This window comes from Paenibacillus sp. FSL k6-2145 (assembly GCF_037976585.1).
In the GTDB taxonomy this organism is placed as follows: Bacteria; Bacillota; Bacilli; order Paenibacillales; family Paenibacillaceae; genus Paenibacillus.
On sequence record NZ_CP150267.1, the window covers coordinates 6,859,521 to 6,884,576 of the forward strand.

The window sequence follows — 25,056 nt, forward strand, 5'->3', positions numbered from 1 at the left end:
CATCGTGATCTCCCCTTTGCCGATGTCATATACATGAATGCGTTCACAAGTTAATCATACATGAAAGGGGATTCATTACACCGTTTTGAGCATGAGTTGCATCAGATGCGGAATGAAATGCTTCTAGATGCGCATGAGTTGCCTGAATTCTTTGACCTTCCCACGACTCACGGGCACTTCAGCTTCCAAATCGCGCAGACGGAGCAGATACGTATTGTTGAACCAAGGTACAATTTCACGGATTTGCGACAGATTTACGACGTACGAACGGTGGCAGCGAAAGAACGTGTCCTGTGGCAGACGGCTGTGAAAATCCGATATACTCACTGGCATGGTGAACTCCCCATTTTTGGTATATACCTTCGTCACTTTCTCCTGCGCTTCCGCATAGTAGATATCTGCCGTATCCGTAACAATAATATTGTCATTCCGCAGCAGATTAATTCTTCTGTCCGTATGGGAATTCATATCCCGTACCAGTTCACCCTGCGCAGCAGATCCGTCCATCATAGTAACTGGTCCATCCTCAACATGTTGCTCCACCTGCGTATGATCACGTTTGAAAGCCATCTCCAGCTTATGGAGCATTGCAGCAATTCGTTTCTCGTCATACGGCTTCAGAATATAATCAAACGCCTCCAACTCAAAGGCTTCCGCTGCATGTTCCTTATACGCCGTAGTAAATACAATGTAGGGTTTCGTTGCAAACTTTCCAATATGATGGGCCAGCATCATACCGTCCAGCGAGGGAATATTGATATCGAGAAAAATCACATCTACTTCTTGTTCCTGCAAAAACTTCAGTACATCCAGCCCATCTTCAAGGCGATCCACCACTTCAATCTGACTATGTTCCTGGATTAAATAATTCAATTCCTCACTTGCCAGAATCTCGTCTTCCACAATAAGAGCTCTCATTGATCCATCATCACCTTGTTACGACATCTCCTTTGGGCACATCAAATAAAATATCGGTTCCTTGTTCCAGCCTTGTAATGGTTACACCTTGTCCGTAGATAAGCTTAACGCGGCGATGCACATTATATAGCCCGATCTGGTTACCAGGCATACGGTCATGGTAGACACGTTCAATAATATCTGCACTGATGCCTGCCCCTGTATCACTGACACTGATTCGCACAAACTCCGGATAATCCTGTACCCGAATTCGAACAGTCCCGGGTCCTTTGACCTTGAGAATGCCATGAATAATTGCATTTTCGACGAGCGGTTGGATAACAAGACTCGGAATATGCACCGCGACCTCATCAATGTCATAGATCACGTTAAGTCGGCTACCAAAGCGAGCTTTCTCAATCTCTACATAATTACGGACCTGCTCTAGTTCCTTATGAATATCGATCAACTCATCCGACAGCTCCAGATTGTAACGCATGTACCCGGATAGATTCACAATCAGCTCGCGTGCTCGATCCGGTTTGGTTCGGATGGACGAAGCAATCGCATTTAACGCATTAAACAGAAAATGAGGATGAATAGTTGTCTGTAACGCACGCAGCTCCGCTTTGTTGGCAGCAGCCTTGATCTCCTCTACCCGCGATACCTCCATCTGGGTTGAGATGATCTGCGACAGACCTACAGCCATCGTTTGTAATGGATACGTAATTTTGTACGCTTTGCGATAATAGATTTTGAGCGCACCTGTAATGTCTCCTCGTTCTTTGAGCGGAATGATTAACAGCGAGTGGATATCGGGTGTTTTTTCATCAATGACATCATTACTGATCGTAATCTCCCCGCTGGATATCGTCTTCTTGGTCATCTCACTTATAATTTCATTACCGATATGATATCGTTCCTCACCAAATCCTACATAAGCCAGTACATTCCGGGTATCCGTAATTGCAACCGCATCAGCCTGAATATCCTCCTGAATAATCCGGCAGATTTTGCGCAGAGAATCCTCGTCAATCGAACGGAAATACGGCAAGGTTTTGTTTGCAATCTCCAGCGCGAGCTTCGCCTGACGAGCTGCAATCATTTCCTTTTCCCCTTCAACACTCTGCACCAAGAGCACAATCAGCCCAATGTTGACTTCACCCAGAATCATAGGCAGCGCAATCTTCGAAACAATATCGGCACCCAGTGGATCGGGATAGGAAAATAGCAGGATTAATAACATCGTGAGCGTTTCACAGATCATTCCGGCACCAATACCGATAATCCATCGCTTAGGCTTGGGCGTGTACTTATGTATATATCCGGAGACCAGACCCGCAAGAATACTTGTGATGAGACAAGGTATGGCTGTGACGCCATCCATATCGATCAAATACCGATGCACCCCGGAGACAATCCCCGTAATAATACCCACAGGCGCTCCGAACAAAATACCACCCGATAACACGGCGATGATCCGCACATTTACCAGTGAACCTTCAACATTAATGCCCGTATATGTCCCGAAGATGGCAAAAGCACAGAATAACAAGGTAACCGCAATAGACTCCTGCCACCTTAATTTCCCCTTTTGCAGAATCTGCCTAAATCTCGGCACCCTCGACAGAAAGAATAAAAATATAATCAACAGCGCCGCCCGTTCAAATAAACCCAGCAGCATCGTAAACATTTCCAATCGTACTTCCTCCACATCTGTCTGAAAATAACATGCATACCGACACAGCCACGCCTTTTTGAAAGAACATCCAGGACATTAAACCATAAGGCTCTTATACTCGTATGCAACAGTTTACCGCTCCCCCCAGAGGAAAGCAAAGTCCATCTTGTGAAAATGCATCAACAAGACTGCACCAAGCACACAATAGTTCATCCCTTAACTTCTATGAAAATCTGCGATTCCAGAAAAACCTATGTTATAATTAGTTGTCATGTTATTCCAATTATTGAGTGAAATTAATTACAGAAAGGTGTTCATGCATGCTTGCCATTCTACTCCTGGGTTCACTTCTGCTTTTTAGTTTTCTATGGTACACCCTGTACTTTATCTCCAAACGAAGCCATCATCCTGATCGCTCATCGGCGATTGTCCTGCGAATAATCTTAAGCATCTCAACTCTGACACTCATCGTTCAAGTCTACATACTTAAAGGAAACCCATATAACTTTATTTTAATATTCGTATTTATCGCTTCATTAATAGCCACTCGTTCTTTTAACGGTACGAACAAAAACAGATAAATAAAAACAATAGGCCATGGCAGGCTCTATGCTACCTGAAACTAATCCAAAAAGGCCAACCAGACGTTCCCGGTTGACCTCAAGTCCAAAATTATAAAAAATTTCGCCTGATAAAATAACTTGGTGTGCAGCTCCAAGCATGGCAATAACTGTTGACCAAATTGCTGCCATAAGGAGAATACGTTTTGTCGTCCGGGTCGTAGAGCTCCCAGAAAGTGTCCGCTCCATCCTTCAGCATACCGCCCCAATACCTTCGGATCTGCTCCAGTGCCTTCTCCTCTTCCCCGCACATAAGCAATGCATCAACATAATGATGAACCATGTACGGCGTGGTCATGCCAATAGCTTCTCCGTTACCCGTTAACCGATCAAGTAATTGCCGGGCCGTCGGAGCATCCATGATCTCAGCCAGAACCATCCATACTTGCGATGCCCAGGATACCTGTCTTTTTTCACCACTGACGAAAAACCCCTGATCACCATCCCACAGATATGTGAGGGCTGCTTGCTCAGCGTCTTTGATGTGTGCGTTAATCCATTCCTCATACTCAGGCAGCCCTAGTTCTTTGGCAATTGATCTGCCCCTTTTCATACTATAGATGAGAACTGCCTGAGCACCAGCCTGTTTATTTAGTTCTTCATGCCAGTCCAGAAAACAATACCATGTATCGTCATCCCTTACGATGCCCCGCTCATTGAGTCGTTTAAGCCCAATCTCAATCTGTTCTTGAGCGACCGGCCAAAGTTCTTCCAACGTTCCCCTGTCCTTCGTAGCCTCAAAATAGTCCCATAATGTCACAATAAAGAACAACGCATAGTCATATAGGTAAATGTCATCCACGTACGGTTCCGGCTGTTCGTACAAACAGGCTCCTACTTGGCCTCCCTCCAATCTTGTTCCGGCAAAGAGATAGAGACAGCGCTTGACGAGATCATTACAGCCGAATGTTTCATAATTGACGAGGGCCTGAAGGCGAAGATCTCCGATCCATAAACGTCGATCGCGCTTCGGTCCATCTTCGAATACCGTCTGCATACAATCCCGGAGTGTCTTCACGGACACGCGATCTATTTCCAGCAGCTCCGTGTCGATACCTTCAGGCAATTGAGGTACTGCCCCTATGTCTGCTGAAGTCACCGTCATGCAATATATATTGTTAATTCTAATATCGTAACGGATCGACGTTTCTACCACCTCGATTTTCAGATACCGAAAGGCATAGCGACGGTCCAGTGTTAGCGCGCCAGGTAACACGTCCACATTCACGATTTCGTCCTGAAGCCATGAACGGCTAAGCCAACCCGAATATTCTGCAAAATTCTCACCGACCTCACAGGGCATTTCTCCAAATGTGAGCTTCAACCTGAGAGGTGCATCTGCATTACTGCGCTCGTTAAGAAGCGACAAGGTCAGATAACCGACGAGATGCTCCCCGAAATCCAGCGTAACAATGTCTCCCTTGCACAACACTTGATCAGATAAGTGTTCTGCTAAGCCGAGTGGTTCGATACGCCATCCCTGAAAAGCCGACGCATCCGGAATTGCGCTCACGATATGTTCCGGATAGACCTTTTGCTGGCGAAGCTCCGGCATCAGACCCTGCGCTTTTTCCAGCCAGGCTGTGTTTATCACTTTTTCACTCATTGCAGTGTCCTCCTTATCCTTTGACCGCCCCAACGGTCATACCACCGATAAAATATTTTTGCAGGAACAGAAACGCCAGCAGCAACGGTAGCGCGCACAGAAAGCACGCTGCAAACAGGACATTCCACTGCGTGGGATTTTGCTGATCGCCCAAAAATCCGAGCATGGCCAGCGGTAACGGTGAATCTCCTGCGCTGGAAATAAAGATCATATTGAAGAAATAATCGTTCCATATCCAGACACCTTGCGTAATAATGACCGAAACCGTCACTGGAATGAGTAAGGGGAACACGACGGTCCAGAACCGTTGGAATAATCCCGCCCCATCGATGTGCGCCGCTTCCTCTACCTCCTCAGGCACACCGCTTCGAATGAAGCCCGTGTACAGGAAAGTTGAAAACGGCAGACTGCACGTAATGAACATGAAAATAGGCGTATATTGATTCGTTGGGATATGAAGCGCATTGATCATTTGCACAATCGGTATCAATACCATTTGCGCAGGTACCACGAGTCCGGACAAAAAAAACAAATACATGAACTTACTTAGCTTTGTCTTCAAACGGGCCATCGGGTAGGACGCCATCGCCGCAAACAGGACAACGAACACAACCGATACGCCGGTTAACACCACGCTGTTCCATAGCGCTTCCGGAAAGTGCATGCGGTCGAAGGCAGCCTTGTAACTTGCAAAGGACATCTCCTGGAACAGGACCAGCGGATTTGTGTTGTTGCTTGGATCTCGGAGTGATGTCGAAAAGGCAATAATTAACGGAATCAGGTTTAACGCCATCACCAACAACACGACAACCTGAATGGACCCTTTCCCCAAAACTTTACGAAGCATCATGCCGACACCTCCCGTTTGTTCATTTTCAGGACAAAAACAGCGGTAATGACGATAATTACGGCAAAGGAAATGACACCAAGAGCCGAAGCTTTACCAAAGAGTTGTTCGGTAAATGCCATCTTGTATATGGTATAAATCAGCGTGTTGGTAGCCGTGCCGGGACCGCCATTCGTCATGATAAACGGGAAGTCGAACGCTTTGAGTCCATTGATCAAACTTAACGTCACGTTGATTGTAATCGCTGTTGCCAGTAATGGAATCTTCACATGTCGCAGCAATCTCCATGAGCCGCAGCCATCAATCCGTCCGGCTTCCAAAAGGTCGCTTGGAACAGTCTGTAGTCCTGCAAGGAAGATAATCATTGTCGTTCCGATCGTCTTCCAGATTTCCACGAAGATAATAGAATACAGTGCGGTCGAGTAATTACCCAGGAAATTCAGTTCATTTGCGATACCCAGTTTATCGAGAAAGGAAGAAATCAGCCCGTAATCCGGCATATAGACGTAGCTCCACAAAAAGCCGACGACAATCGCACTGAACAAAGTGGGAATATACGCCAGGGAACGGTAAATCCCGGTTCCTCTTATTTTCATGTTTAACAGCAATGCCATTGCCAAACCGATGATATTGCCAGCTATGACGGTGACGAACGTATAGATCAGTGTATTTTTTAAAGAAATGCCTAGGATGTCGCTCCGGAACAATTCCTTATAGTTGTCGAAACCGATATAGTTATAGGCTTGGGCGTACCCGTTATAGTCCGTTATACTGTACTGGAACAACCGCAGGATCGGGAAGATCCAGAAGGTCAGGTAGAAGATCAATGCCGGCAAAGCAAACCAGTACATGGACTTTTTCATTACAGTAGAGCTCATCCTGCTCCATCCTTTCCAAGAGGGCCTGCGGCAAGGGAAGAAGGACAATCATTCTCCCCTTTACAGCAGACAGCATCGTTTTGTTCTAATTTTTCCACAGCTCTCTGAACTTGGTTTCCATGGCGTTTGCCACATCTTCTGGTGTTGTTTTCTGTCCAGCAATAATTTCGGCAAACTTTGCCTGCATGACGTCCGATACTCCAGCTGGCCACATCTGGTTGCTGAAGTAGACGGAATTTCCAGTTTGTTGATAGTTGTCATTCACTTCCTTGAACAATTCATTTTCAAGTTCTACGTCCTTATACACGCTGATGGAACTGTTGGCTTCCACAAATGCTTTGAACAGATCTGATTCACCATCAAACAGGTAGTTCAGTACTTCCTTGGCTGCATCCAGGTTTGCCGATTTGGCGTTCAAAGCGTATCCGGCAGATGTTGCAGCAGATACAAACACCGGCTGTTCCGACTCGTTACCTGGCAATGAAGCGAATCCGCGAGTAAAATCGGTAGCGCCTTTGGACGTCATGGAGGCATAATCCCATGTTCCCGTAAAGGTCATTGCTGCTTTCCCGTCGATAAACAACTGCGCAGATTGGGCACTACCAATGCCAAGCGAGTTTTTGACGACGTAGTTGTTATCATAGAGCTCTTTGTATTTGGATATGGTTTGAACCCACTTTGGATCAGTCAGCGATTTTTCGCCGTTCTGCAGTTTGACATCAAAATCCAGTTCATTTGGATACACGACATTGGCTGCAATCGGATACATTCCGAATTGGATCATCCAAGGGTCCTTGTCTCCCATCGCAATTGGCGTTACGCCCGCTGCCTGCAACTTTTGACACAAATCCAGAAACGAAGGCCAATCCTTCGGAAACTCGGAATATCCTGCCTGCTGTAACAACTCCTTGTTGTAGTAAACGCCGAGGAAGTCCAGTCCTTCGGCCACGCCGTAAGGTTTACCCTCATAGGACATATCTTCCTTCGCTCCTTGGCTGATGTTGTCCCAGAACTTCAGATCTGACAGATCCGCAGCGAAGCCTGCCTTTGCAAAATCAATGACACCGCCAGCCGCATTTTTCGGGAAAATCCAGAAAATGTCCGGTCCCTGTCCAGCCGCAAGCTTGGTTCGAACAGATGTATTGTATTGATCATCAGGCAACTTTTGTACTTCCAAGTTAATGTTCGGGAACTTCTCTTTGACTAGGCGCGGCAAGGTCTCCAGCTCAAAATCCTCTCCCTCGGATGCCTTGTTTCCCGAAAGCATCATCGTCAGCGTAATTGGCTTTTCTGAATCATCTATACTCCCGTTATTGGTATCCGTACCGCCCCCCTCCTCGCTACTGGAGCTGCATGCGCTCAGAAACATCATGAGCAGTACCAAAGTTAGGGACCACAGTCGTTTTCTTTTTTTCATCTTGTCATTCCCCCAATTCATGTTTATTCTTGCTTTGTGCACATTCTCATCATACTGTGGGCAAAAGTGCATTTGCTTTGGCTCGTATGGTGCACTATTTTTAGAATTGACAAATGGCGGGAGGAGCACGTATGATTCTGTTCAACATCAAAACTAAACTTTTTCTGGTCCTCGTCCTCGTATCGATCGTGCCAATTATCGTTGTTTCTGTCAGTTCCTATCGCAGTTACACGAAGCTGGTGAATGAGCAGACCTCTCTCGTGACGTCGACAACTATAGGCAATTCGGTCAAGAGCATGGAGGAAATTTTGCAGAACATCGACCGGATCTCCGTCACACTCCTTCAGCAGTCTTCAAATGCAACCGCTTACAGCACTGTGAGTGATGAACTAATCAAGTTGAACGGTACCAACGATCAATATGAAATCTTCATGATCCGCAGCAAATTGAAACTGATCTTTGAAAACATTCTGCTTGGTTACAATTACATCAATGGTTTGTACCTTTTCACACCTGATGGCAAATGGATAAGCTATGGCAGTAGCGGCACAGACCTACGCCTTGATTATGTCGCACTTCGCGATGAGTGGTATCTGGATACGATCAAGCGCAAAGGCGATTTGTATATTGGTGAAGTTGGCGTCAAACCTTACATCATTAACGCCAAGGAATCCATTGGCTTCTCCAGAGCTCTCTACGATCCCAACAACAACGAGTTCCTAGGCGTGTTTATGCTGGATTGCAGTATGAACATTTTTGACGGTCTAAAACGTAATCCGGCACCAAGCTTGTCCAATCTATATCTGGCGAACGACGCTGGCGAGATCCTGTACTCCAGCGACGGAAGTAGAGTTGGCACTCCTCTCTCCGATACTCTGGCTGCGGCAACGCATCAAGTCAGCAACAATTCACAGTACAAATCAATCCAAGATAACATGATGACGGTAATCCAGAAAGTTCCCGGCCGCAATTGGAACGTGATTGCCAACATCTCTATGGATCGGTTGTATGAGCAGTACAACATCTCGCAAAAGTTGCTGTTATACGTGGCCATAAGCTGTGCCGTCATTTTCCTTCTACTTTCCTTTTTCTTGTCCAATCTGATTACCAAACCCATCATTGAATTGACCAAACTGATGCGCAAAACCAAATCTCATCGCTTTGTGACCATCAAGCCTCAAGTAACGAGGCAAGTCGACGAGATCGGAATCCTTTACCATGAGTTCAACAAAATGATGAAAGACATCGATACGCATATCCGAGAAAGTTACCAGAATAAAATCCTCATGCTGGACTCCCAGATGAAGGCATTGGAGGCACAGATCAACTCCCATTTCCTCTACAATACGCTGGAGTCGATTAATAGCATTGCCGAGATCGAAGAAGTTGAGAGTATTGTGGTGATGACCAAGTCACTCGGGGACATGTTCCGCTACAGCATCAAAACGGATAGCGAGCTGGTCCCGGTCAGCGAAGAACTTCAACATGTAGAAAACTACATGGCCATCCAGCAGATTCGGTATGGTGACAAGTTCGCGTTCAACCTTAATGTAGACCCGGAAATTCGGAGTCGTCGCATGCTGAAGCTTCTGTTGCAACCACTCGTGGAAAATGCCATCTATCACGGGTTGGAGAACAAACGTGGGAAGGGTTCCGTTACCATTACCGGTTTGTTTCAGGAGGACAGCATCGTGTTCGAGATCTGGGACGATGGCGTGGGCATGTCCTCAACACAAGCGGAAGAACTTCGACAATTGCTCCAGCAGCCACCTGAATTCGTCGCCGTTGGTCAAAGGCATAAACAAAGCATCGGCATCAAAAACGTGCATTCACGAATTGCTTTGTATTACGGAGAGGGTTACGGCCTTTCGTTTCATACCGATTTGAATACAGGAACTCGAATTACACTCGAAATTCCGGCCAATTGGGAAAAGAGGTGACCAAAAGATGTACACGTATATCGTTGTGGACGATGAACCCTTGATCCGCAAAGGTTTGTTGAAAAAAATCGGGACTTTTGAGCACTCGCTTGAACTCTTAGGCGAAGCAGATAACGGCGCAGACGCCTTGGCTTTGATTGAATCGTTCAAGCCGGACATTATCTTTACGGACATGCGTATGCCTGAGGTCGATGGCAAGCTGTTGATCAGGACAGTATGCCAGCAATATCCGCGCATCAAGTTAATTGTCATTAGCGGACATACCGATTTTGATTATATGCAGGAGGCAATCTCTGCGAAAGTTGTAAATTACCTGCTGAAGCCTTTTAGCCGGGATGAAATCCACGGTACGCTTCACCAAGCCATCCAAGCCATCGAACAGGAGCGCTCTCTTCAGCGGGAAGTCGTTCTAAGAGAAGTAGAAACGGAGCAGATGAAAAGGGATACAGACATGCAAGCCTTCCTGAATTATGTGCTGGCTCCCCATTCATCCATCAAAACACCTGTGTTCCGCTCTGCGGAATTTGCCGCCATCATGGCTTCTGACCAGTTCATTTTCTTGACGATTTATGGTCCTCAACCGCTTACAGCACAGCAACTGCCTACCTTTTCGAATGGCCTGTACATTCCTCATCCACAAACGGATCAGCTATTGTTTTTCCTGATGCATGATCTGGGTTGCTCAGGCCAGCTTGATTTGCAGAAAATGGCGGAACAAACAGCAAGTATAATTTTGACCAAATCTGAAACTACGGATTGTTGTGTGGGGATCAGCTTGCCTCATACAGGTATTGGTGGGGTCCGAGAAGCTCATCATCAAACGATCCTTGCGTTGGACGAACGAGCCATTACCGATTTTGGAAAATGTTACGTATTTTCACGGGAGCAAATTCCTTTACATCAACTGAAGTGGGCTCGAATGTATGAACTGTTATTTTTTATAGAGAGCGGGAATGTACCGAAGGTGGAAGAGCTCATCACCGATTTCTTTGCTTTCTACATACGCCAGCCTGACGCTTTGCTTGCCCACCTGAAGGAGCAGTGCAGAGACATTATCACGGAAACCAAACGGCTGCTGAGTAACTATATCCAGAATGGAGGTAATAGTAGCGCCTCTTCCAGCTTGGAGGCCGTCCTGAACGTCTCGTTCGATATGGAGTGCATTAGGCATTACATGGTAAAGGTGCTGACGGGAACAGCTCTTCTGCTTAAGGAAGAAAACCCCTACGCATCAGATCAAGTGATCGACAACGTCAGGACATATATCGATAATCACTATACCAAGGATTTAACGTTGGAATGGGTATCGTCCCTGTTCTACCTGAACCCGAGTTACCTCAGTCATTTATTTAAAGAAAAGACATCCGAGAACTTCACTGATTACGTAAACCGACTACGGATCAGGCAAGCCAAGCAGCTCTTAACGAGCACAGACGATAAAATCTACCGGGTTGCCAAACAGCTAGGTTACGACAATCCAAAATATTTTTTTCGGGTGTTTAAAAAATTGACCGGTTGGACTCCGGAGGAATACCGAAAGCAACACAAATCCTTCACCGCAAATAACAAGGAACCAGGCCATGTATGATGGCCCAGTTCCTTATTTTCGTTGTTCTGGTTCTTAGTGATCCAGCCGTTCTATTATCCGGTCATGCACACGGACAATAACAGTTGCAAGTTGTGCCCGTGTAAGGGTGCTCTGTGGTTGTAACAGTTTATCCGGCGTACCTTGGAATATACCAAGCTGAATGGCCGTTGCCATGACTGCCCGGTTATTTGGTGTCAGCTGGGCCTGATCCTTAAAATCTTCCAGCCATGATTCAACCTCTGCTTCTGGCAGTTTCGTATCCACCCCAGACAAGTTCAGCGCACGAACGAGCACCATTGCCATGTCCTCACGTGACATTGGGGCATTTGGCAGGTACTGCCCTTCTTCCATCAGGCCATATTCCTTGGAGGCTCGTAAAATCGGATCAAACCATTTCTCGTTTGCTGCCGCTCCCATCGGTTCAATTCCTAACGCATTCAAGGCAGCCATCAACGTTTGGGCCGATTTTGTCGTTCCTTGGGGTTGCATGCGGCGTTCCGATACGCCATTGATCAACAGCAAGCTGTTGGCTTTGGCAATATCTTTGGCATACCAAGCTGAAGGCTTAACATCAACAAATTCGCGGAGCGAGTGAATCGCAACGTACGTGCCTCCTTGGTTTAACAGTACTTTCCATACCTTGTTTCCGTTTGTGTCTTTGGTCAACACGCCAGGCACCGGCGTAAGTTGTCCTCCTTCCCCAACGTATGCGATTGTTGTGGAGTTTGCAGCTACGACATCGTTAACAGGCAGCGCTGCAATGACATACGTGTTCTGCTTATCTTTGATGGATACATTCCATGGATCGCCGATAACCCGGATGCCAGATGAACGGATATTTGCTGCCTTAGCTTGATCAGCAACATCCCCCGTTTGCACGGTCACGACAGCAGAAACATTGCCCTCCGAATCCGTTTCGCCTTCAGTCTCGGACCCGGATGCTGGTGGCTTAACAGGAGTTCCAACACTACCTGATCCAGGCGTGCTTGGCGAATCTGGATTTGTTCCTGGATTTGTGCCTGGACTTCCTGGATTTGTTCCCGGCTCTTTCAACGTAAATGACAAACTGTCAATCCGAAGATCCGGTTCATGAAACACCAGATACAGATCATGTACGCCGCTCACGGCAGCAGAAATATCCGCCTCTACGTCAACGTACCCTAATTCCTTGACCGTTACGTTAGCATTGCTAATCTTGTAGGAGACAGGTTCTGTCACCGGTACGTTCCATACAGCAAGCGGTGCAGTATCGAGCGCATCCGCATGCAACGAGATCGTGCCACCCTGCACATTAGATGCGACAGTTGCCTTCACCTTCTGCGCACCTGTCAAGTCAGCCTTAGGCAACGCGATCCACGATCCATTTTGTTTGGACCGAACTGCATAATAACCTCCAATAATCGCTTTGGCTTTTAATTGGGCTGCCGTGCGTTCCTTGGATACTTCGTGGTAAACGACCTCGTTCGAAGCAAACGCATGATCAAATACATTTATAGGCTGGGTAAGGGGTAAGGTCGAAACCGACTTCCCACCAATGCTTAATGCCTTCGATACTTGCACGTCTGCATCACCAGCTGAGGTTCCGATCATGAATTCATAACTGCCCTGTTCAACGATCCATTCGCTCTGATTCACATCCCATAATGCCAGCGTTTGTGGATCGACCTGCAACAGGACTTCTTTTGTTTCACCCGGAGTGAGATGGATCTTCTCAAATGAAACCAGCTTCTTTTTAGGCGCATGTTCGCCGTATGCAGAGTTGCTGTTACGGGCGTACAGCTGCACGACCTCGGAAGTGGCCACATCTCCTGTATTGGTTACGCGGACCGACACCGTGAATGGTTCATCTCCCGTTACAGAAGACGGTACGGTCAGGGAATCGTACGTAAAATCAGCATATGATAACCCGTAACCAAACGGATAGGTCACCGTGGCATCTGTATACATATAAGTCAACTCAGATTCAATGGGGTCTGCATTCGTCATATCAACCATAAATCGGGGGTCGATGTCGTCAAGGCCAGTAATGTTACCTTCTGGTATAACATATGGACTAATGGAAGGGAATGCATCCATGCCTGCATACCATGTGGACGTCAGGCGGCCTGTCGGTGCGTAATCTCCGAACAACACCTGGGCCAGAGCATACGAATCGTATTGACCGCCATATGGCTGGTAAACGATCGCTGAGACGTTAGGGTTGTTCTGAATGCGCTCCATGTTTACAGGGAAGCTCGATTTAACCACGACAACGGTTTTCTTACCCTGGGTTGCAAAGGCAGCAGATACTTTGTCAACCAGTTCATAATCAGCCTCGCCCATATCAAGGGTAGACCGGTCGTTACCTTCTCCTGCGCTATGTCGTGGAATTGCGCCGACAAAGACGATGGCATAATCGTCTTCTGTGGCTCTTGCTACTGCCTCTTCGTCCACGTTCTTCACCACGGTCTTCTCAAACTTCACCTCGTCCGGGCGATTCGCAGCGTTGACCTTGCTTCCTAGTGGAGATGATGTTGTCACGAGCTTACCAGCATCATCTACCTTGATAAAGCGTCCGTTGGCATAATACCAATTTGTAAAGTCACCAGAGAATCCTGTACGGTACCCATTGGTAACAATAGACATTGAGCCATCCTCGTTCGTTTCCATTCGTAATGTTGGGGGTATGGCACTCGTATCACCCATCATCTCAGGAAGGTTCCAATCATTGTTCGTCAGATTGAGGCTGGTACGATCCGTATTGCCAACTGCTGCATGATTTGTCGCAGGGGAAGTCACCCAACGCTGGTTATACAGCGACAATAAACTTGAACCCGCCTGACCCCAATCGTATACTCGGAACAAGTGGGAGAAACTGGCCTCATCTGGGGCATCCGAAGTTGTGATGAGCTGCGCTCCCTCCGTGCCTGCATTTGGACTATACACGTCTGCCGTGACCGTTTGTTGATTCGCTTTAGAGGTTAGTGCAATGACTTCATTTCCTGGGGCATAGTTTACGTTACTGCTACCATTCATTTTAATGATTGAGAGCAGTGGAGATTCACCCGAGTTTTCCAGCGTAGGTGTCGCGCCAACTGAATACGTTGTCTTGAAGCGTGCGTCGGCATACACCCCAGAAACAGCAGCGTCATTTCCTTTTTCCAGCGGAAGTGTGCCATCATTTTTCAACAAAACAACGCTCTCCTGTGCCGCTTGAAGTGCTATTTCCTGATGGTTCACTTGGTTATAATCGGAAGGCGGAGACGTCCTGACGTCTCTTGCTTCCTGGGCAAAAGGGTAGTTTTTCGGTATGCCCTGCTCATCAGTTTCATTGAAAATCCCCAAACGTACCAGCTGGTTTACATGTGGTCTGGCTGCTTCTATAAGTTCTTCCTCGGTAATTCCATATTCCCCTTGCTCTACGAGCGCCACGAGATCGGTCACATCCGCAGGTGTCGTCCCTGACGGCCGACCCGCATTCGCCTGAGCAAGCGCCATGAGAACGGTTGCATGACCGCGGTCCACGGCATAGCGGTCGTCATATCCATTTCCGAGTTGGTTCGCGTTGGATACAATTGCATCTCCATTGAAATCAGGCGAGCTGTATACACCATATTTCGCGTCCAAATTGGCCAATAATTGTAACGGGGAAAGGATGTTTGGAATGCCGTTAGTCCGGCCATAAGATGTCATTGTGCCCGCCAGCGCACCTGATTTAAATCCAGGGAGCGCGGCTCTGGTTTGGTACTCAAACAAAGAACGCGCGCTTGCACTGTTATTCGCTGTCTGCCTGAACCACTGCGCGTTATATACGGAGTAATGCTTTGTCCCCACCGCGGCCCTCATCCAGAATCCATCTTCGCTGGTGGACTGATCAATTCCGCTAAGACCCGAAGCCATCTTGTCGATCAAGACTCCGGCCATATTGGGATCTTCAGAGAACCCTTCATCGAAACGACCGCTAAGCGGATTGATACGCATATCACTGACCACACTGAACGCCACGCTGAGGGAAGAATCGTTGCCCCCATGAATGTTGGATTCGCCTTGCTTGACCTTTAATTTGCTGATTTTCTCGTTCCCCATCACTTCACCGATATCGGACAAAAGTTCTTTGTTCCAGCTCTGTCCCATGCCGATCAGAGCAGGAAAATCGGTCGAGACACCCTGAACATTATCTGCAGCGGATAACGCACCCGGAATGACCTTGCCTGCATGTTTCCCCTGCTTCAATGTGTAATGGTTTCGCGAACCCGTCACATAAACGGCTGGGCCTTCGAGGCCAGTGTATTCGAAATAGGTGTCTACGTATGCATCCAGATGCTCTGGCACGCCATCGAATAATGGCATCCCGTCAAAGACACCTCCCTGCTGAGTTTGGAACTTTAACGTACTTGTAGTAGATGCTGATAGTGGCGTGGCTCCCCAGGACCCCCATGTCAGACTGACCACGGTGATGACCGCAATCACTTTGCCGCTAATCTTCTGCTTGAAACCTCTAGTCAAAGTCAATGTTACCCCTCCTTTATTTGTAATCGCTTACAATTTGGTACTCACTCATTATAGTTGGAGGAATGGTACATTTTGTTTATGGGTTGAGGTACAGTATTTTTAGATATTACGGTTATGTATCGTTAAAGGATAAATTTGGATTTATATTAAATATAAGCCTCATACTCCACTAATCACTATACTAAGATGCTCGATTTAACCAACATAACAACTCATTGAAAACTTTGTTTCTGCGGTAACACAAGCCAGGTCATTTCGATAACTTCAACGAATATTCAACCGAGTAATGTCACAAGGCTTGTCTCTAGTTATAACAATCAAAAAGGCGTTCCATAAGTCATCTTCCTGACTTTTGGAACGCCCCACCCACTAAAATTACTTCATAAACATTCGATGTAATATGGTTTTGTAAAATAAATCAATTTACACAACAACGGAGAGGACAGAAATAACCTAAAGAAGCGAAGCGTGCGCCTTTATAACCGGATTTTACCCTTGGAAAGAGTCAATCAGAAAATCCGGGGATAACAGCGTTCGGAAGGTTATTCTGTCATCGTAGTGCCCTCGTGTAAACGATTGTTTTTTTCCACCCAACATTACATCGAATCCCTACCTAAACATCCCCCACAGCTTAATCAAATGAAACGTATTGTTCGGATCAATCTTCTGCGCGAGTACAAACGCAACAAACTGCTCCTCCTGCGCCGGAGAGAAATTCTCATTCATAATAACAGCTGAAGACTTGACCAACCTTCTGACCTTGGCCTTATCTTGCAGATCAGACTTGGTCACGCCATCAATCAACTTTTTGATACGCTCTTTGACAGCGGGATTTTTCATCTTTAATTTGATCCGCTCCACCAGCTGCGGACTAATTCCATATTGTTGATAACCCAAAACGTATAGCACCTCCCAAAAGAATGAACTCACTTCTTATTCATATGTCGGGAGGGCTTGTACACTTGTCTTTTTTTACAAAGGTAATACGAAAAACCCGCTATCATGGCAAACATTAATCAATCAGATCGCCCTTAAATACTTGCTGTTGCTGTAGGAAATCACGCAGAGGTGCATAGTCCATAGAGGTCCAGAAGGTCGCATCCTCAATTAAGTGGGTCACGTCATCTCTGGCTTGTTCCAGCACAGCAAAATCGGCAACCATGTCGGCAAGACGGAACTCGGGTAATCCGCTCTGTTTTGTACCAAAGAAATCACCCGGCCCCCGGAGATCGAGGTCACGCCGGGATACCTCGAATCCATCCTCCGTTTCCGTCATGACCTTCATGCGCTCCTGTCCAACCTCCGTCTTGGGATCAGCAATGAGTACACAATAGGAAGCATGTGCACCACGACCGACCCGACCACGAAGCTGATGCAGCTGAGATAGACCGAAACGATCCGCATCCATAATGACCATTAACGTTGCATTTGGCACATCGACCCCAACCTCGACAACGGTGGTGGAGACAAGCAACTGAATATCATTGCTGTAGAAGTCACGCATCATCTCTTCTTTCTCCGCAGCCGTCATCCGGCCATGCAACAGACCTACACGATATTTCGGAAAGTTCTGCTGCATCTGCACATGCAGATCAATGGCATTCTGCACATCCAGCTTCTCCGACTCTTCAATGAGTGGACAGATCAGATAGGCCTGACGGCCCTGATCCACTTCTCTGGAGATAAACCCCAGCACCCGCTCCATCATTTCGTGTTTGACCCAATACGTGGAGATTGGAATCCGTCCCTTCGGACGTTCCGAGATCGTGGATACTTCAATATCCCCAAAAGCTGTAATGGCCAGTGTCCGCGGAATAGGCGTTGCCGTCATCGTTAACACATCCGGATTATATCCTTTGCGTCGTAAAACGCTGCGCTGATTCACCCCGAAGCGATGCTGCTCGTCCGTCACCACAAGACCCAGATCACGGAAGAAAACATCTTCCTGAATCAGGGCGTGTGTACCCACCACGATATCAATCATGCCCATTTGCAACGAGGCGATCAGATCTTTACGTTTACGTCCATTTACACTGCCCGTTAACAGGCCTACGGTTACCCCAAACGGTTCAAACAGCTTTTGCAGTGAGCGCATATGCTGTTCCGCCAGAATCTCTGTAGGCACCATCAGAGCCCCTTGGAAACCGGATCGAACAGTCGTGTATAGCGCAATTGCCGCAATAACCGTTTTACCCGAACCTACATCACCCTGCAATAACCGATTCATTGCATAGGGGGAACGCATATCATGCAAAATTTCAAGCTCGACCTTTTTCTGAGCATCTGTCAATTCAAAAGGTAAACTGCGTACAAACTCACGGATCGTCGTATTGTCCGTTGTATGTACCACGCCATCCATGCGATTCCGGTTGAGCGCACGATACGCCTGCATTTTCAACTGGAACAGAAACAGCTCCTCATACACCATTCGCTGTCTGGCCTGCTGACCTTCCCGGTTGTCCTGTGGACGATGAATCCCCGCAATCGCTTGTTTACGAGGCATCAACTTGTATTTCTTCATCAAGGACTGAGGCAGAATCTCAGGAATCATATCTCCGAATTGGATTAATCCCTGATTGATCGTTTTCCGCATCCATTGTTGCGTCAACTTGCCGGTTACCGAATATACAGGTTGGAGTGTGCCTGAACGCCCATCACCTTTATCGGGGAACTCCGAGTCAGTAACTGTCATCTGCATGCGTTTTTGTTCCCATTTTCCCGTAATCACAATCTCCCGATTGGGGGTAAGTTGTTCTTTGAGGAAATGGCGATTGAACCAGGTGGCTGTAATCATCCACTCTTCCGTCATGATCTTACAGGTAAGACGGGACTTTTTACCGTATCGTTGTAATACAGGAATACCCATCACCTGTCCCTGGACCGTAATCTTGTCCCCATCCTTCACTTCACTAAGTGAACGCAGACGATAATCCTCGTAACGGAACGGATAGTACTCAAGCAGGTCTTTAACAGTAGAGATGCCAAAGGCGTGAAGCTCTCCCTCTTTGAGAGCACTCACGCCGTTAATTTGCTTAACTGATATTTCTTCCAATTTCATGTCTAATCCCTCATTCCGGAACAGGCCACATAAAGATCGCAATGACACCAGGTCCAACATGACTGCCTATTACGGCTCCAATATTGGTATAGATCACTTCATTCAGTGTAAAATGACCCCGCAGCTGCTCTGCACAAGCGATTGCTGATCCCGGGTCAGCGGTATGACCTACCGCCAGGTTAACCCGTTTGCCTGCAAGATCCTTCTGGAACAGCTCAATAATGCGTGCCATTGCTTTTTTATGACCTCTGACTTTCTCAACTGCGTAGATAACGCCTTCTTCATCAATAGACAGGATCGGCTTAATGTTAAGCAACGTTCCCAAGATGGCTGAAGCTTTGCCAATCCGACCGCCCTTTTGCAGATACTCCAAAGTATCCACGAGAAAGAACAATTTGCGAGATTGTTGCATCCCTTCAATGGCAGCAGTGATTTCGACTGCTGACTTGCCCTGTTCGGCAAGTTCAGCAGCCTGTACTACCATTAGACCGTATCCATACGATGCTGACTTCGAATCCAGCACGGTGATGTCACCCTCACGCTCCAGCAAAGACTTGCCAAGCATGGCCGATTGGTAGGTACCACTCATGCCAGATGACAGGTGGATCGATACAATCGGGCGTTCCGGGTTCTCATCAAGCAAAGCTTGATATACATTCATGAAATCGGTTGGAGATGGCTGTGAAGTTGTAGGCAACACAGATACTTTCTTCAACTTTTCGTAGAACTGTTCCGAAGTCAGATCAATACCATCTGCATAGGTCTCTTCTCCGAACAGTACACGCAGCGGAACAATGTGAATCCCGTATTTGCGAATGAGTTCTTCGGGAATATCCGCCGTACTGTCTGTTACTATCGCAACCTTGTGGCTCATGACTCTCCTCCTCTTCGCTAGAGTGCTATTAATACATGTTCAAAAAGTCAACGATTCAGCACCGAGAAGGTTGCGAGAACCTGAAGGAGGAGGAGCGGAATGTAGGCAAACCTACATGAGCACCGGACTCCGAAGGTGAACGCAAGATTCGATGTCGAGTTTGCTTCGTGAGCTACTTCGTGATCAATTGGTACTTTTTGAACAATCCCTTTATTTTAGGACTCTACGGAGAACAAATAATAATACACAGGCTGTCCTCCAAGATGTACCTCTACCTCAGCATCAGGATACTGTACTTCAAGCCATGCAGCGAGGGCAGCAGTAACCTCAGGGTCAGCTTCGTCACCTTCAAGGATCGTCACCACTTCATCTCCACTCTCCATCATCTGTTTGAGCAGACCTTCACATGCTTGAAGCATGGTTTCATCTGTCGCTACAATTTTGGAGTTATGAATACCGATATAGTGCCCCGCCTTAATATCCAATTCATCATATTGCGTATCACGAACCGCATGAGTCACTTGACCGGACTGTACCCGGCTAATGGCTTCCAACATTTGGTCACGGTTTGTTTCCGCAGACTCATCTTCCTGGAAAGCAAAGGCAGCAGCCATCCCCTGTGGAATGGTCTTACTTGGTATAACCGTAATCCGGCGCTCATCTTCAAGCAGTTCACGAGCCTGCTCCGCAGCCAGTACAATATTCGAGTTATTCGGGAGTATAAATACCTGCTCCGCAGCAATGGAACGAACGGCTTTTACAAAATCCTCAGTACTCGGATTCATCGTCTGTCCACCGGACAGAACTACATCAACGCCAAGACTCTGGAAAATCTCTGCAATACCGTCACCGGAGGATACCGCAATAAAACCATACGGTGCCATCTCATCTGCAGGAAGCACAGCCTCTTCCATACTGCGCGCTGCCTCAGGTGGAATCTCTGCAAACAATTCAGGTGATGGAGCAATGTCCATGCCTGCTGTCAGGAGATCCCGGTGCTGTTCACGCATATTGAGAATATGAATCTGTGTAATCTCACCATAATGCAGCGCCAGGTTTAATACATCGCCTGGTGTCTTGGAATGGACATGAACTTTGATGACTTCATCATCGGCAATGATAATGATCGAATCCCCATTAACTGACAACGCTTTCCGGAATGCTTCGTCATCGAATGCCACTCCTGCGTTCTCTCCAAGCTCACGATTAATGAAGAATTCCATATCATACAGGAATTCAATATCTTCCGTTTCCAATCTCGCCTGAGCAGATAATGGCATCTCCGGCGCAATCACCTGCTGCTGTGCAGGCTTCTTGATATCCACTTCTGCCGGTGCAGCCGGTTTCAAAGCAGATGCTCCCACGGAGGGGTTTACTTCTTTGTTCAGCGAAGTACGACTTACTCCGTCACTTTGCAGCAATACTTCCATAAAGCCCTCGTAGATATATACAAGCCCCTGACCACCTGAATCCACAACACCAACCTGTTTCAGTACAGGCAGTAATTCCGGAGTCATTGCCAGTGCTTCTTTTGCTTTTAACAAAACTTCATTCATTAATTCAGTAATATCATTCGTCCGTCTTGCGTAGTAGTTGGCATGTTTCGCCGCTTCCTTGGCTACGGTAAGAATGGTCCCTTCAACGGGCTTTACGACTGCTTTGTAAGCTGCGTCAACACCGTTCTGCAGGGCTGCTGCAAATTGGAGCGTATTCAGTTCCTCATAGGGAGCAGCTGAACGACTAAAACCACGGAACAATTGCGACAGAATAACTCCTGAATTCCCCCGTGCGCCCATAAGCAGGCCTTTCGATAGAATACCGGCAGCTTCGCCGATGGAGGCAGAACTTTTTCTTTTAATCTCTGCAACTCCTGCACTCATTGTCAAATTCATGTTCGTTCCCGTGTCACCATCCGGCACAGGGAAAACATTCAGGGAATTGACGTGCTCTGCATGCTGTCCAAGTTGTTCCGCTCCGGCAAGTACCATTGCGGTGAAATCTGTTCCATTTAAAGAACGTATACTCAAGTGAGAATTCCCCTTCCTAGCTTGATACACGAACACCTTGCACCAAGATGTGTCTGGTCTGTTCATGCGCTAACGCGGACTGCGTTATTCTTCGTCCATACCTTGTCCGGCACAGGCATACAATACAACATGTCAGCCGGATTAACGGTCTGGGCGGCCGGGCTACCAATATCCTGCACTCTCTGCACCCCTAACTTCGGGGCATACGGATATGCACCGGTATCAAGAGCCGGCATGAATGCCGCATGGAGACTGGTGCCAATGATGGAATGCCGCAGCTCACAGCGTTGCCAAAAAGCAGACCACCGACCTCTAAGTACGGTTTATTCTCCGACTTCCTCGCGGCAACAGCCTGTTCACCACTGTATTATGGACTACTCAACATTGTACTATATTAGACAGGAGAAATAAATAAAGTTTTTGGATCAGTTGACGAAGCTTTTTTAATTATGATATTATATTCAAGTATTGTTTTATGCAGGTTAAGTAATGGAAATGATCCGGTTCATGCCGGCTTAAACAACGCCATTAGCTACTGAAACCTGATCTTTATGATCGGGAAGAACAATTTAGCCCTTATGGAATGACTTTTCGTTTCTGAAGGCAACTGGTTATTTTAGGATAGGAGGTGTAATCTATGTCTCGCAAATGTTATGTGACAGGTAAGAAACCGGGCACCGGTAACCACGTATCCCACGCTAACAACCGTAACCGTCGTACTTGGGGCGTAAACGTTCAGAAGGTCCGCATTCTCGTTGACGGCAAACCAAAACGTGTATACGTAAGCACCCGTGCACTGAAAGCCGGTAAAGTGACTCGCGTATAATCACGCAAAGCTACTATAAATCGGGTAAGCAAAAAGCACCTTGTTCCTTGCAGGTGCTTTTTTGGTATTCAAAAAAGTGATTCTTGAATACGCTCATTAACATGTGAATGGCCGCCGCATGGCGCTTCGCAGGTACGAATTCCAGATAAGCCTGAGCCAAAGCGGCGGTATTCCCTGTTACCTTATCAATCGGATCAGTTCTTTTGAAACGTATTAAGAATCGCCTTTACAAACCCTCCCAAAAACTTCGGCAGTTTGAATGTGTAAAATTTCATAATTCACCCTCCCCATCATGCTCATGCGTCCGCCGTATCCTATGCTTCAGGCCTTCTTTACCTCAAACACGACAAAAAAGGCTACATGAGAAACCTGCTCATGTAACCATATTTATGCGGAACCTTCGATCCCTATTCCACAATGACAAGCCCGAAGATCAGGTCATTTACGTTTGGGCAGGAATATATTGATAGACAGCGATCATGAAAACACTCAGTACATAATACAGTATGCTGAATATGACAAAAGTAACCCGATGCCCGGTACGATCAAATTTGCGGAAATACATAATAACAACGCCCACCCCGATTAATGACGTAATGGCATTAAACGGGGATTGAATAACCGCAAACAAAGCAAGCACAAGTCCCGTCACGAGACTCGCAGCCATCGTCCACAGTGTCTCCTTGAGGGTCATAGATCAGCCTCCGTAGCTACGACGAATTTCAGTAATCGCGGCAGCACGATCCTCACGGCCAAATACGGCACTCCCAGCAACGAGCACATCTGCTCCAGCTTCCACTACAAGTGGAGCTGTATCGGCTGCAATCCCGCCATCTACTTCGATATGTACATCATGGCGTCCCTTTTCGTTCAACCAGGTACGAATCTGCTTGATTTTGTTCATGGTACCCGAGATAAATGCCTGTCCGCCAAAGCCAGGATTGACCGTCATAACAAGAACCATGTCCACATCATCCAGAACTTCGAGAATGGCAGACGCTGGCGTTCCCGGATTAAGGGCTACTCCCGCCTTCACTCCCTGCTCCTTGATAAGGTGAATAACCCGGTGCAGATGCACACAAGCCTCAGCATGAACGGTAATTACCGCTGCACCCGCTTTGGCAAATTCCTCAACATAACGCTCCGGATTCTCAATCATCAAATGCACATCGAGCGGCAAGCTTGTATGTGGAGCGATTGCCTTCACAATCGCAGGTCCAAGCGTAATATTAGGGACGAAATGACCGTCCATAACGTCAACATGAATCCAGTCTCCTCCTGCAGCTTGAGCTTCTGCAACTTCCGCACCAAGGCGGGCAAAATCAGCTGATAATATCGATGGGGCAATTTTAATCATGTTAATACCTCCGCTTCTTATCTTTCATTTCGGTCAGGAACAGCACATAGTGCTGATATCGGCTTTCGGAGATCAGACCTTCCTCCTTGGCCGCAAGCACACGACAGCCTGGTTCATGTGTATGGGTACAACCTCGGAATTTGCACTGATCTGCAAACTGGGCGAATTCCCGGAAACAAGTGGAGAGTTCCTCCACACCGATCTCCAAAAAGTCCAGTTGGCTGAATCCTGGCGTATCCGCAACAAATCCACCATTATCCAACGGAATAAGCTCCACGTGCCTGGTGGTGTGTTTCCCTCGTCCTAGACGCATGCTGATCGCATTTGTCTCCAGCGTCAGGCCCGGCATCAATGCATTTAACATCGAAGACTTGCCTACACCGGATTGTCCGGAGAATACGCTGATCTTACCAGCCAGACGGTCTCTGAGCAGTTCACTGCCTTCACCGGTACGTGAACTTGTGGAGATCACTTCATAACCAACCTGTTCATACAATGCTTTCACTTCAGCAACAGTGTCTTTGGCTGGATCAGCCAAATCCAGTTTGGTCAACACAATGAGTGCATCCAGCCCCGCCTGCTCGATGTGAACAAGGAACTTGTCCAACAGGTTCAGGTTCATATCCGGTTCCTTCACAGAGAACACGAGAACAGCCAAACTTACATTGGCTACAGGAGGACGGATAAGTTCCGTCTCACGCTTCCGGATTTCATCTACCGTTCCTTCTCCGTTCTCTGTCAACATGTAGCTGACGCGGTCACCTACAAGCGGTGATGTTCCCCGTTTTCTGAAGATACCTCTGGCTCGACATTGAACGGCGGAACCTTCAACCGAAGGAACCCCGTTGTCTTCCACTGGCATGACATAATAGTAACCGCTTAGCGCTTTAACGATGATACCTTCTGGCATAGCTCCGTCGCCCTCCTTTAGATGGTGGTACATTTACTC

General features: G+C 47.2%; 18 protein-coding genes. 3 read left to right on the forward strand and 15 right to left on the reverse strand.

Going from position 1 to position 25,056, the window contains the following annotated elements; all coding sequences use genetic code 11:
* Window positions 1-123 precede the first annotated feature (123 nt).
* From NZ043_RS30405 to NZ043_RS30430, 6 genes are all read right to left on the reverse strand, one after another.
* Window positions 124-918 (reverse strand): LytTR family DNA-binding domain-containing protein, encoded by a 795-nt coding sequence (locus NZ043_RS30405; protein ID WP_091028680.1) that lies wholly within the window; start codon window positions 916-918, stop codon window positions 124-126.
* Between the two features lie 10 nt (window positions 919-928).
* The gene (locus NZ043_RS30410; protein ID WP_339312916.1) at window positions 929-2,590 is read right to left on the reverse strand and encodes a sensor histidine kinase; all 1,662 of its coding nucleotides are present in this window, start codon (window positions 2,588-2,590) and stop codon (window positions 929-931) included.
* Window positions 2,591-3,250: 660 nt separating this feature from the next.
* Complete coding sequence (locus NZ043_RS30415) at window positions 3,251-4,804, reverse strand: sugar hydrolase (protein ID WP_339309992.1); 1,554 nt, start codon at window positions 4,802-4,804, stop codon at window positions 3,251-3,253.
* 13 nt (window positions 4,805-4,817) lie between these two features.
* Window positions 4,818-5,654, reverse strand: a complete 837-nt coding sequence (locus tag NZ043_RS30420) for a carbohydrate ABC transporter permease (RefSeq protein WP_133385472.1) — start codon at window positions 5,652-5,654, stop codon at window positions 4,818-4,820.
* Window positions 5,651-6,529, reverse strand: coding sequence for a sugar ABC transporter permease (locus NZ043_RS30425; protein ID WP_133385473.1), 879 nt, complete (start codon window positions 6,527-6,529; stop codon window positions 5,651-5,653). Before NZ043_RS30425 ends, NZ043_RS30420 begins: the two co-directional genes overlap by 4 nt.
* An 85-nt stretch (window positions 6,530-6,614) precedes the next feature.
* The gene (locus NZ043_RS30430; RefSeq protein ID WP_091028675.1) at window positions 6,615-7,946 is read right to left on the reverse strand and encodes an extracellular solute-binding protein; all 1,332 of its coding nucleotides are present in this window, start codon (window positions 7,944-7,946) and stop codon (window positions 6,615-6,617) included.
* 131 nt (window positions 7,947-8,077) lie between these two features.
* On the opposite strand from NZ043_RS30430, the gene NZ043_RS30435 reads away from it, so the two are divergent.
* Both NZ043_RS30435 and NZ043_RS30440 read left to right on the forward strand, forming a co-directional pair.
* Window positions 8,078-9,886, forward strand: coding sequence for a sensor histidine kinase (locus tag NZ043_RS30435; RefSeq protein WP_133385474.1), 1,809 nt, complete (start codon window positions 8,078-8,080; stop codon window positions 9,884-9,886).
* 7 nt (window positions 9,887-9,893) lie between these two features.
* Window positions 9,894-11,474 (forward strand): response regulator, encoded by a 1,581-nt coding sequence (locus NZ043_RS30440; RefSeq protein WP_133385475.1) that lies wholly within the window; start codon window positions 9,894-9,896, stop codon window positions 11,472-11,474.
* Window positions 11,475-11,507: 33 nt separating this feature from the next.
* Here the strand turns inward: NZ043_RS30440 and NZ043_RS30445 are convergent, their stop codons facing one another.
* The 5 genes from NZ043_RS30445 to NZ043_RS30465 all read right to left on the reverse strand — a co-directional run bounded on the left by NZ043_RS30445 (window position 11,508) and on the right by NZ043_RS30465 (window position 21,924).
* On the reverse strand, window positions 11,508-15,965 hold the full coding sequence (locus NZ043_RS30445; protein ID WP_339309994.1) for a glycoside hydrolase family 3 C-terminal domain-containing protein: 4,458 nt from the start codon (window positions 15,963-15,965) through the stop codon (window positions 11,508-11,510).
* A 609-nt stretch (window positions 15,966-16,574) separates the two neighbouring features.
* The gene (locus NZ043_RS30450; protein WP_036614589.1) at window positions 16,575-16,862 is read right to left on the reverse strand and encodes a stage VI sporulation protein F; all 288 of its coding nucleotides are present in this window, start codon (window positions 16,860-16,862) and stop codon (window positions 16,575-16,577) included.
* Between the two features lie 115 nt (window positions 16,863-16,977).
* Window positions 16,978-19,023 (reverse strand): ATP-dependent DNA helicase RecG, encoded by a 2,046-nt coding sequence (recG, locus tag NZ043_RS30455; RefSeq protein WP_339309996.1) that lies wholly within the window; start codon window positions 19,021-19,023, stop codon window positions 16,978-16,980.
* Window positions 19,024-19,033: 10 nt separating this feature from the next.
* Window positions 19,034-19,897, reverse strand: coding sequence for a DegV family protein (locus tag NZ043_RS30460; protein WP_091028666.1), 864 nt, complete (start codon window positions 19,895-19,897; stop codon window positions 19,034-19,036).
* Between the two features lie 215 nt (window positions 19,898-20,112).
* Window positions 20,113-21,924, reverse strand: coding sequence for a DAK2 domain-containing protein (locus NZ043_RS30465; protein WP_133385478.1), 1,812 nt, complete (start codon window positions 21,922-21,924; stop codon window positions 20,113-20,115).
* 637 nt (window positions 21,925-22,561) lie between these two features.
* Here NZ043_RS30465 and rpmB point away from each other — a divergent pair.
* Window positions 22,562-22,750 carry a 50S ribosomal protein L28 gene (gene rpmB / locus NZ043_RS30470; RefSeq protein ID WP_017687459.1) on the forward strand — a complete coding sequence of 63 codons (189 nt, stop codon included), beginning with the start codon at window positions 22,562-22,564 and terminating at the stop codon, window positions 22,748-22,750.
* Window positions 22,751-22,944: 194 nt separating this feature from the next.
* Here rpmB and spoVM read toward each other — a convergent pair whose 3' ends face one another.
* The 4 genes from spoVM to rsgA all read right to left on the reverse strand — a co-directional run bounded on the left by spoVM (window position 22,945) and on the right by rsgA (window position 25,017).
* A complete protein-coding gene (gene spoVM, locus NZ043_RS30475; RefSeq protein ID WP_019424875.1) occupies window positions 22,945-23,025 on the reverse strand; it encodes a stage V sporulation protein SpoVM in 81 nt (26 codons plus the stop codon).
* A 167-nt stretch (window positions 23,026-23,192) separates the two neighbouring features.
* A complete protein-coding gene (locus NZ043_RS30480; RefSeq protein WP_091014322.1) occupies window positions 23,193-23,444 on the reverse strand; it encodes a hypothetical protein in 252 nt (83 codons plus the stop codon).
* 3 nt (window positions 23,445-23,447) lie between these two features.
* Window positions 23,448-24,107, reverse strand: coding sequence for a ribulose-phosphate 3-epimerase (gene rpe / locus NZ043_RS30485; RefSeq protein WP_017687456.1), 660 nt, complete (start codon window positions 24,105-24,107; stop codon window positions 23,448-23,450).
* A gap of 1 nt (window position 24,108) precedes the next feature.
* Complete coding sequence (gene rsgA / locus NZ043_RS30490) at window positions 24,109-25,017, reverse strand: ribosome small subunit-dependent GTPase A (protein WP_017687455.1); 909 nt, start codon at window positions 25,015-25,017, stop codon at window positions 24,109-24,111.
* Window positions 25,018-25,056 lie beyond the last annotated feature (39 nt).

Excerpts from the sequence above, each read along its gene's own strand:
- NZ043_RS30410 (WP_339312916.1), bottom strand. The coding sequence starts at position 2,590 with ATGTTTACGATGCTGCTGGGTTTATTTGAACGGGCGGCGCTGTTGATT.
- NZ043_RS30405 (WP_091028680.1), bottom strand. The coding sequence starts at position 918 with ATGAGAGCTCTTATTGTGGAAGACGAGATTCTGGCAAGTGAGGAATTG.
- NZ043_RS30440 (WP_133385475.1), top strand. The coding sequence starts at position 9,894 with ATGTACACGTATATCGTTGTGGACGATGAACCCTTGATCCGCAAAGGT.
- rsgA (WP_017687455.1), bottom strand. The coding sequence starts at position 25,017 with ATGCCAGAAGGTATCATCGTTAAAGCGCTAAGCGGTTACTATTATGTC.
- NZ043_RS30425 (WP_133385473.1), bottom strand. The coding sequence starts at position 6,529 with ATGAGCTCTACTGTAATGAAAAAGTCCATGTACTGGTTTGCTTTGCCG.
- rpmB (WP_017687459.1), top strand. The coding sequence starts at position 22,562 with ATGTCTCGCAAATGTTATGTGACAGGTAAGAAACCGGGCACCGGTAAC.
- NZ043_RS30420 (WP_133385472.1), bottom strand. The coding sequence starts at position 5,654 with ATGATGCTTCGTAAAGTTTTGGGGAAAGGGTCCATTCAGGTTGTCGTG.
- NZ043_RS30460 (WP_091028666.1), bottom strand. The coding sequence starts at position 19,897 with ATGAGCCACAAGGTTGCGATAGTAACAGACAGTACGGCGGATATTCCC.
- NZ043_RS30435 (WP_133385474.1), top strand. The coding sequence starts at position 8,078 with ATGATTCTGTTCAACATCAAAACTAAACTTTTTCTGGTCCTCGTCCTC.
- NZ043_RS30415 (WP_339309992.1), bottom strand. The coding sequence starts at position 4,804 with ATGAGTGAAAAAGTGATAAACACAGCCTGGCTGGAAAAAGCGCAGGGT.
- recG (WP_339309996.1), bottom strand. The coding sequence starts at position 19,023 with ATGAAATTGGAAGAAATATCAGTTAAGCAAATTAACGGCGTGAGTGCT.
- NZ043_RS30430 (WP_091028675.1), bottom strand. The coding sequence starts at position 7,946 with ATGAAAAAAAGAAAACGACTGTGGTCCCTAACTTTGGTACTGCTCATG.
- NZ043_RS30480 (WP_091014322.1), bottom strand. The coding sequence starts at position 23,444 with ATGACCCTCAAGGAGACACTGTGGACGATGGCTGCGAGTCTCGTGACG.
- rpe (WP_017687456.1), bottom strand. The coding sequence starts at position 24,107 with ATGATTAAAATTGCCCCATCGATATTATCAGCTGATTTTGCCCGCCTT.
- spoVM (WP_019424875.1), bottom strand. The coding sequence starts at position 23,025 with ATGAAATTTTACACATTCAAACTGCCGAAGTTTTTGGGAGGGTTTGTA.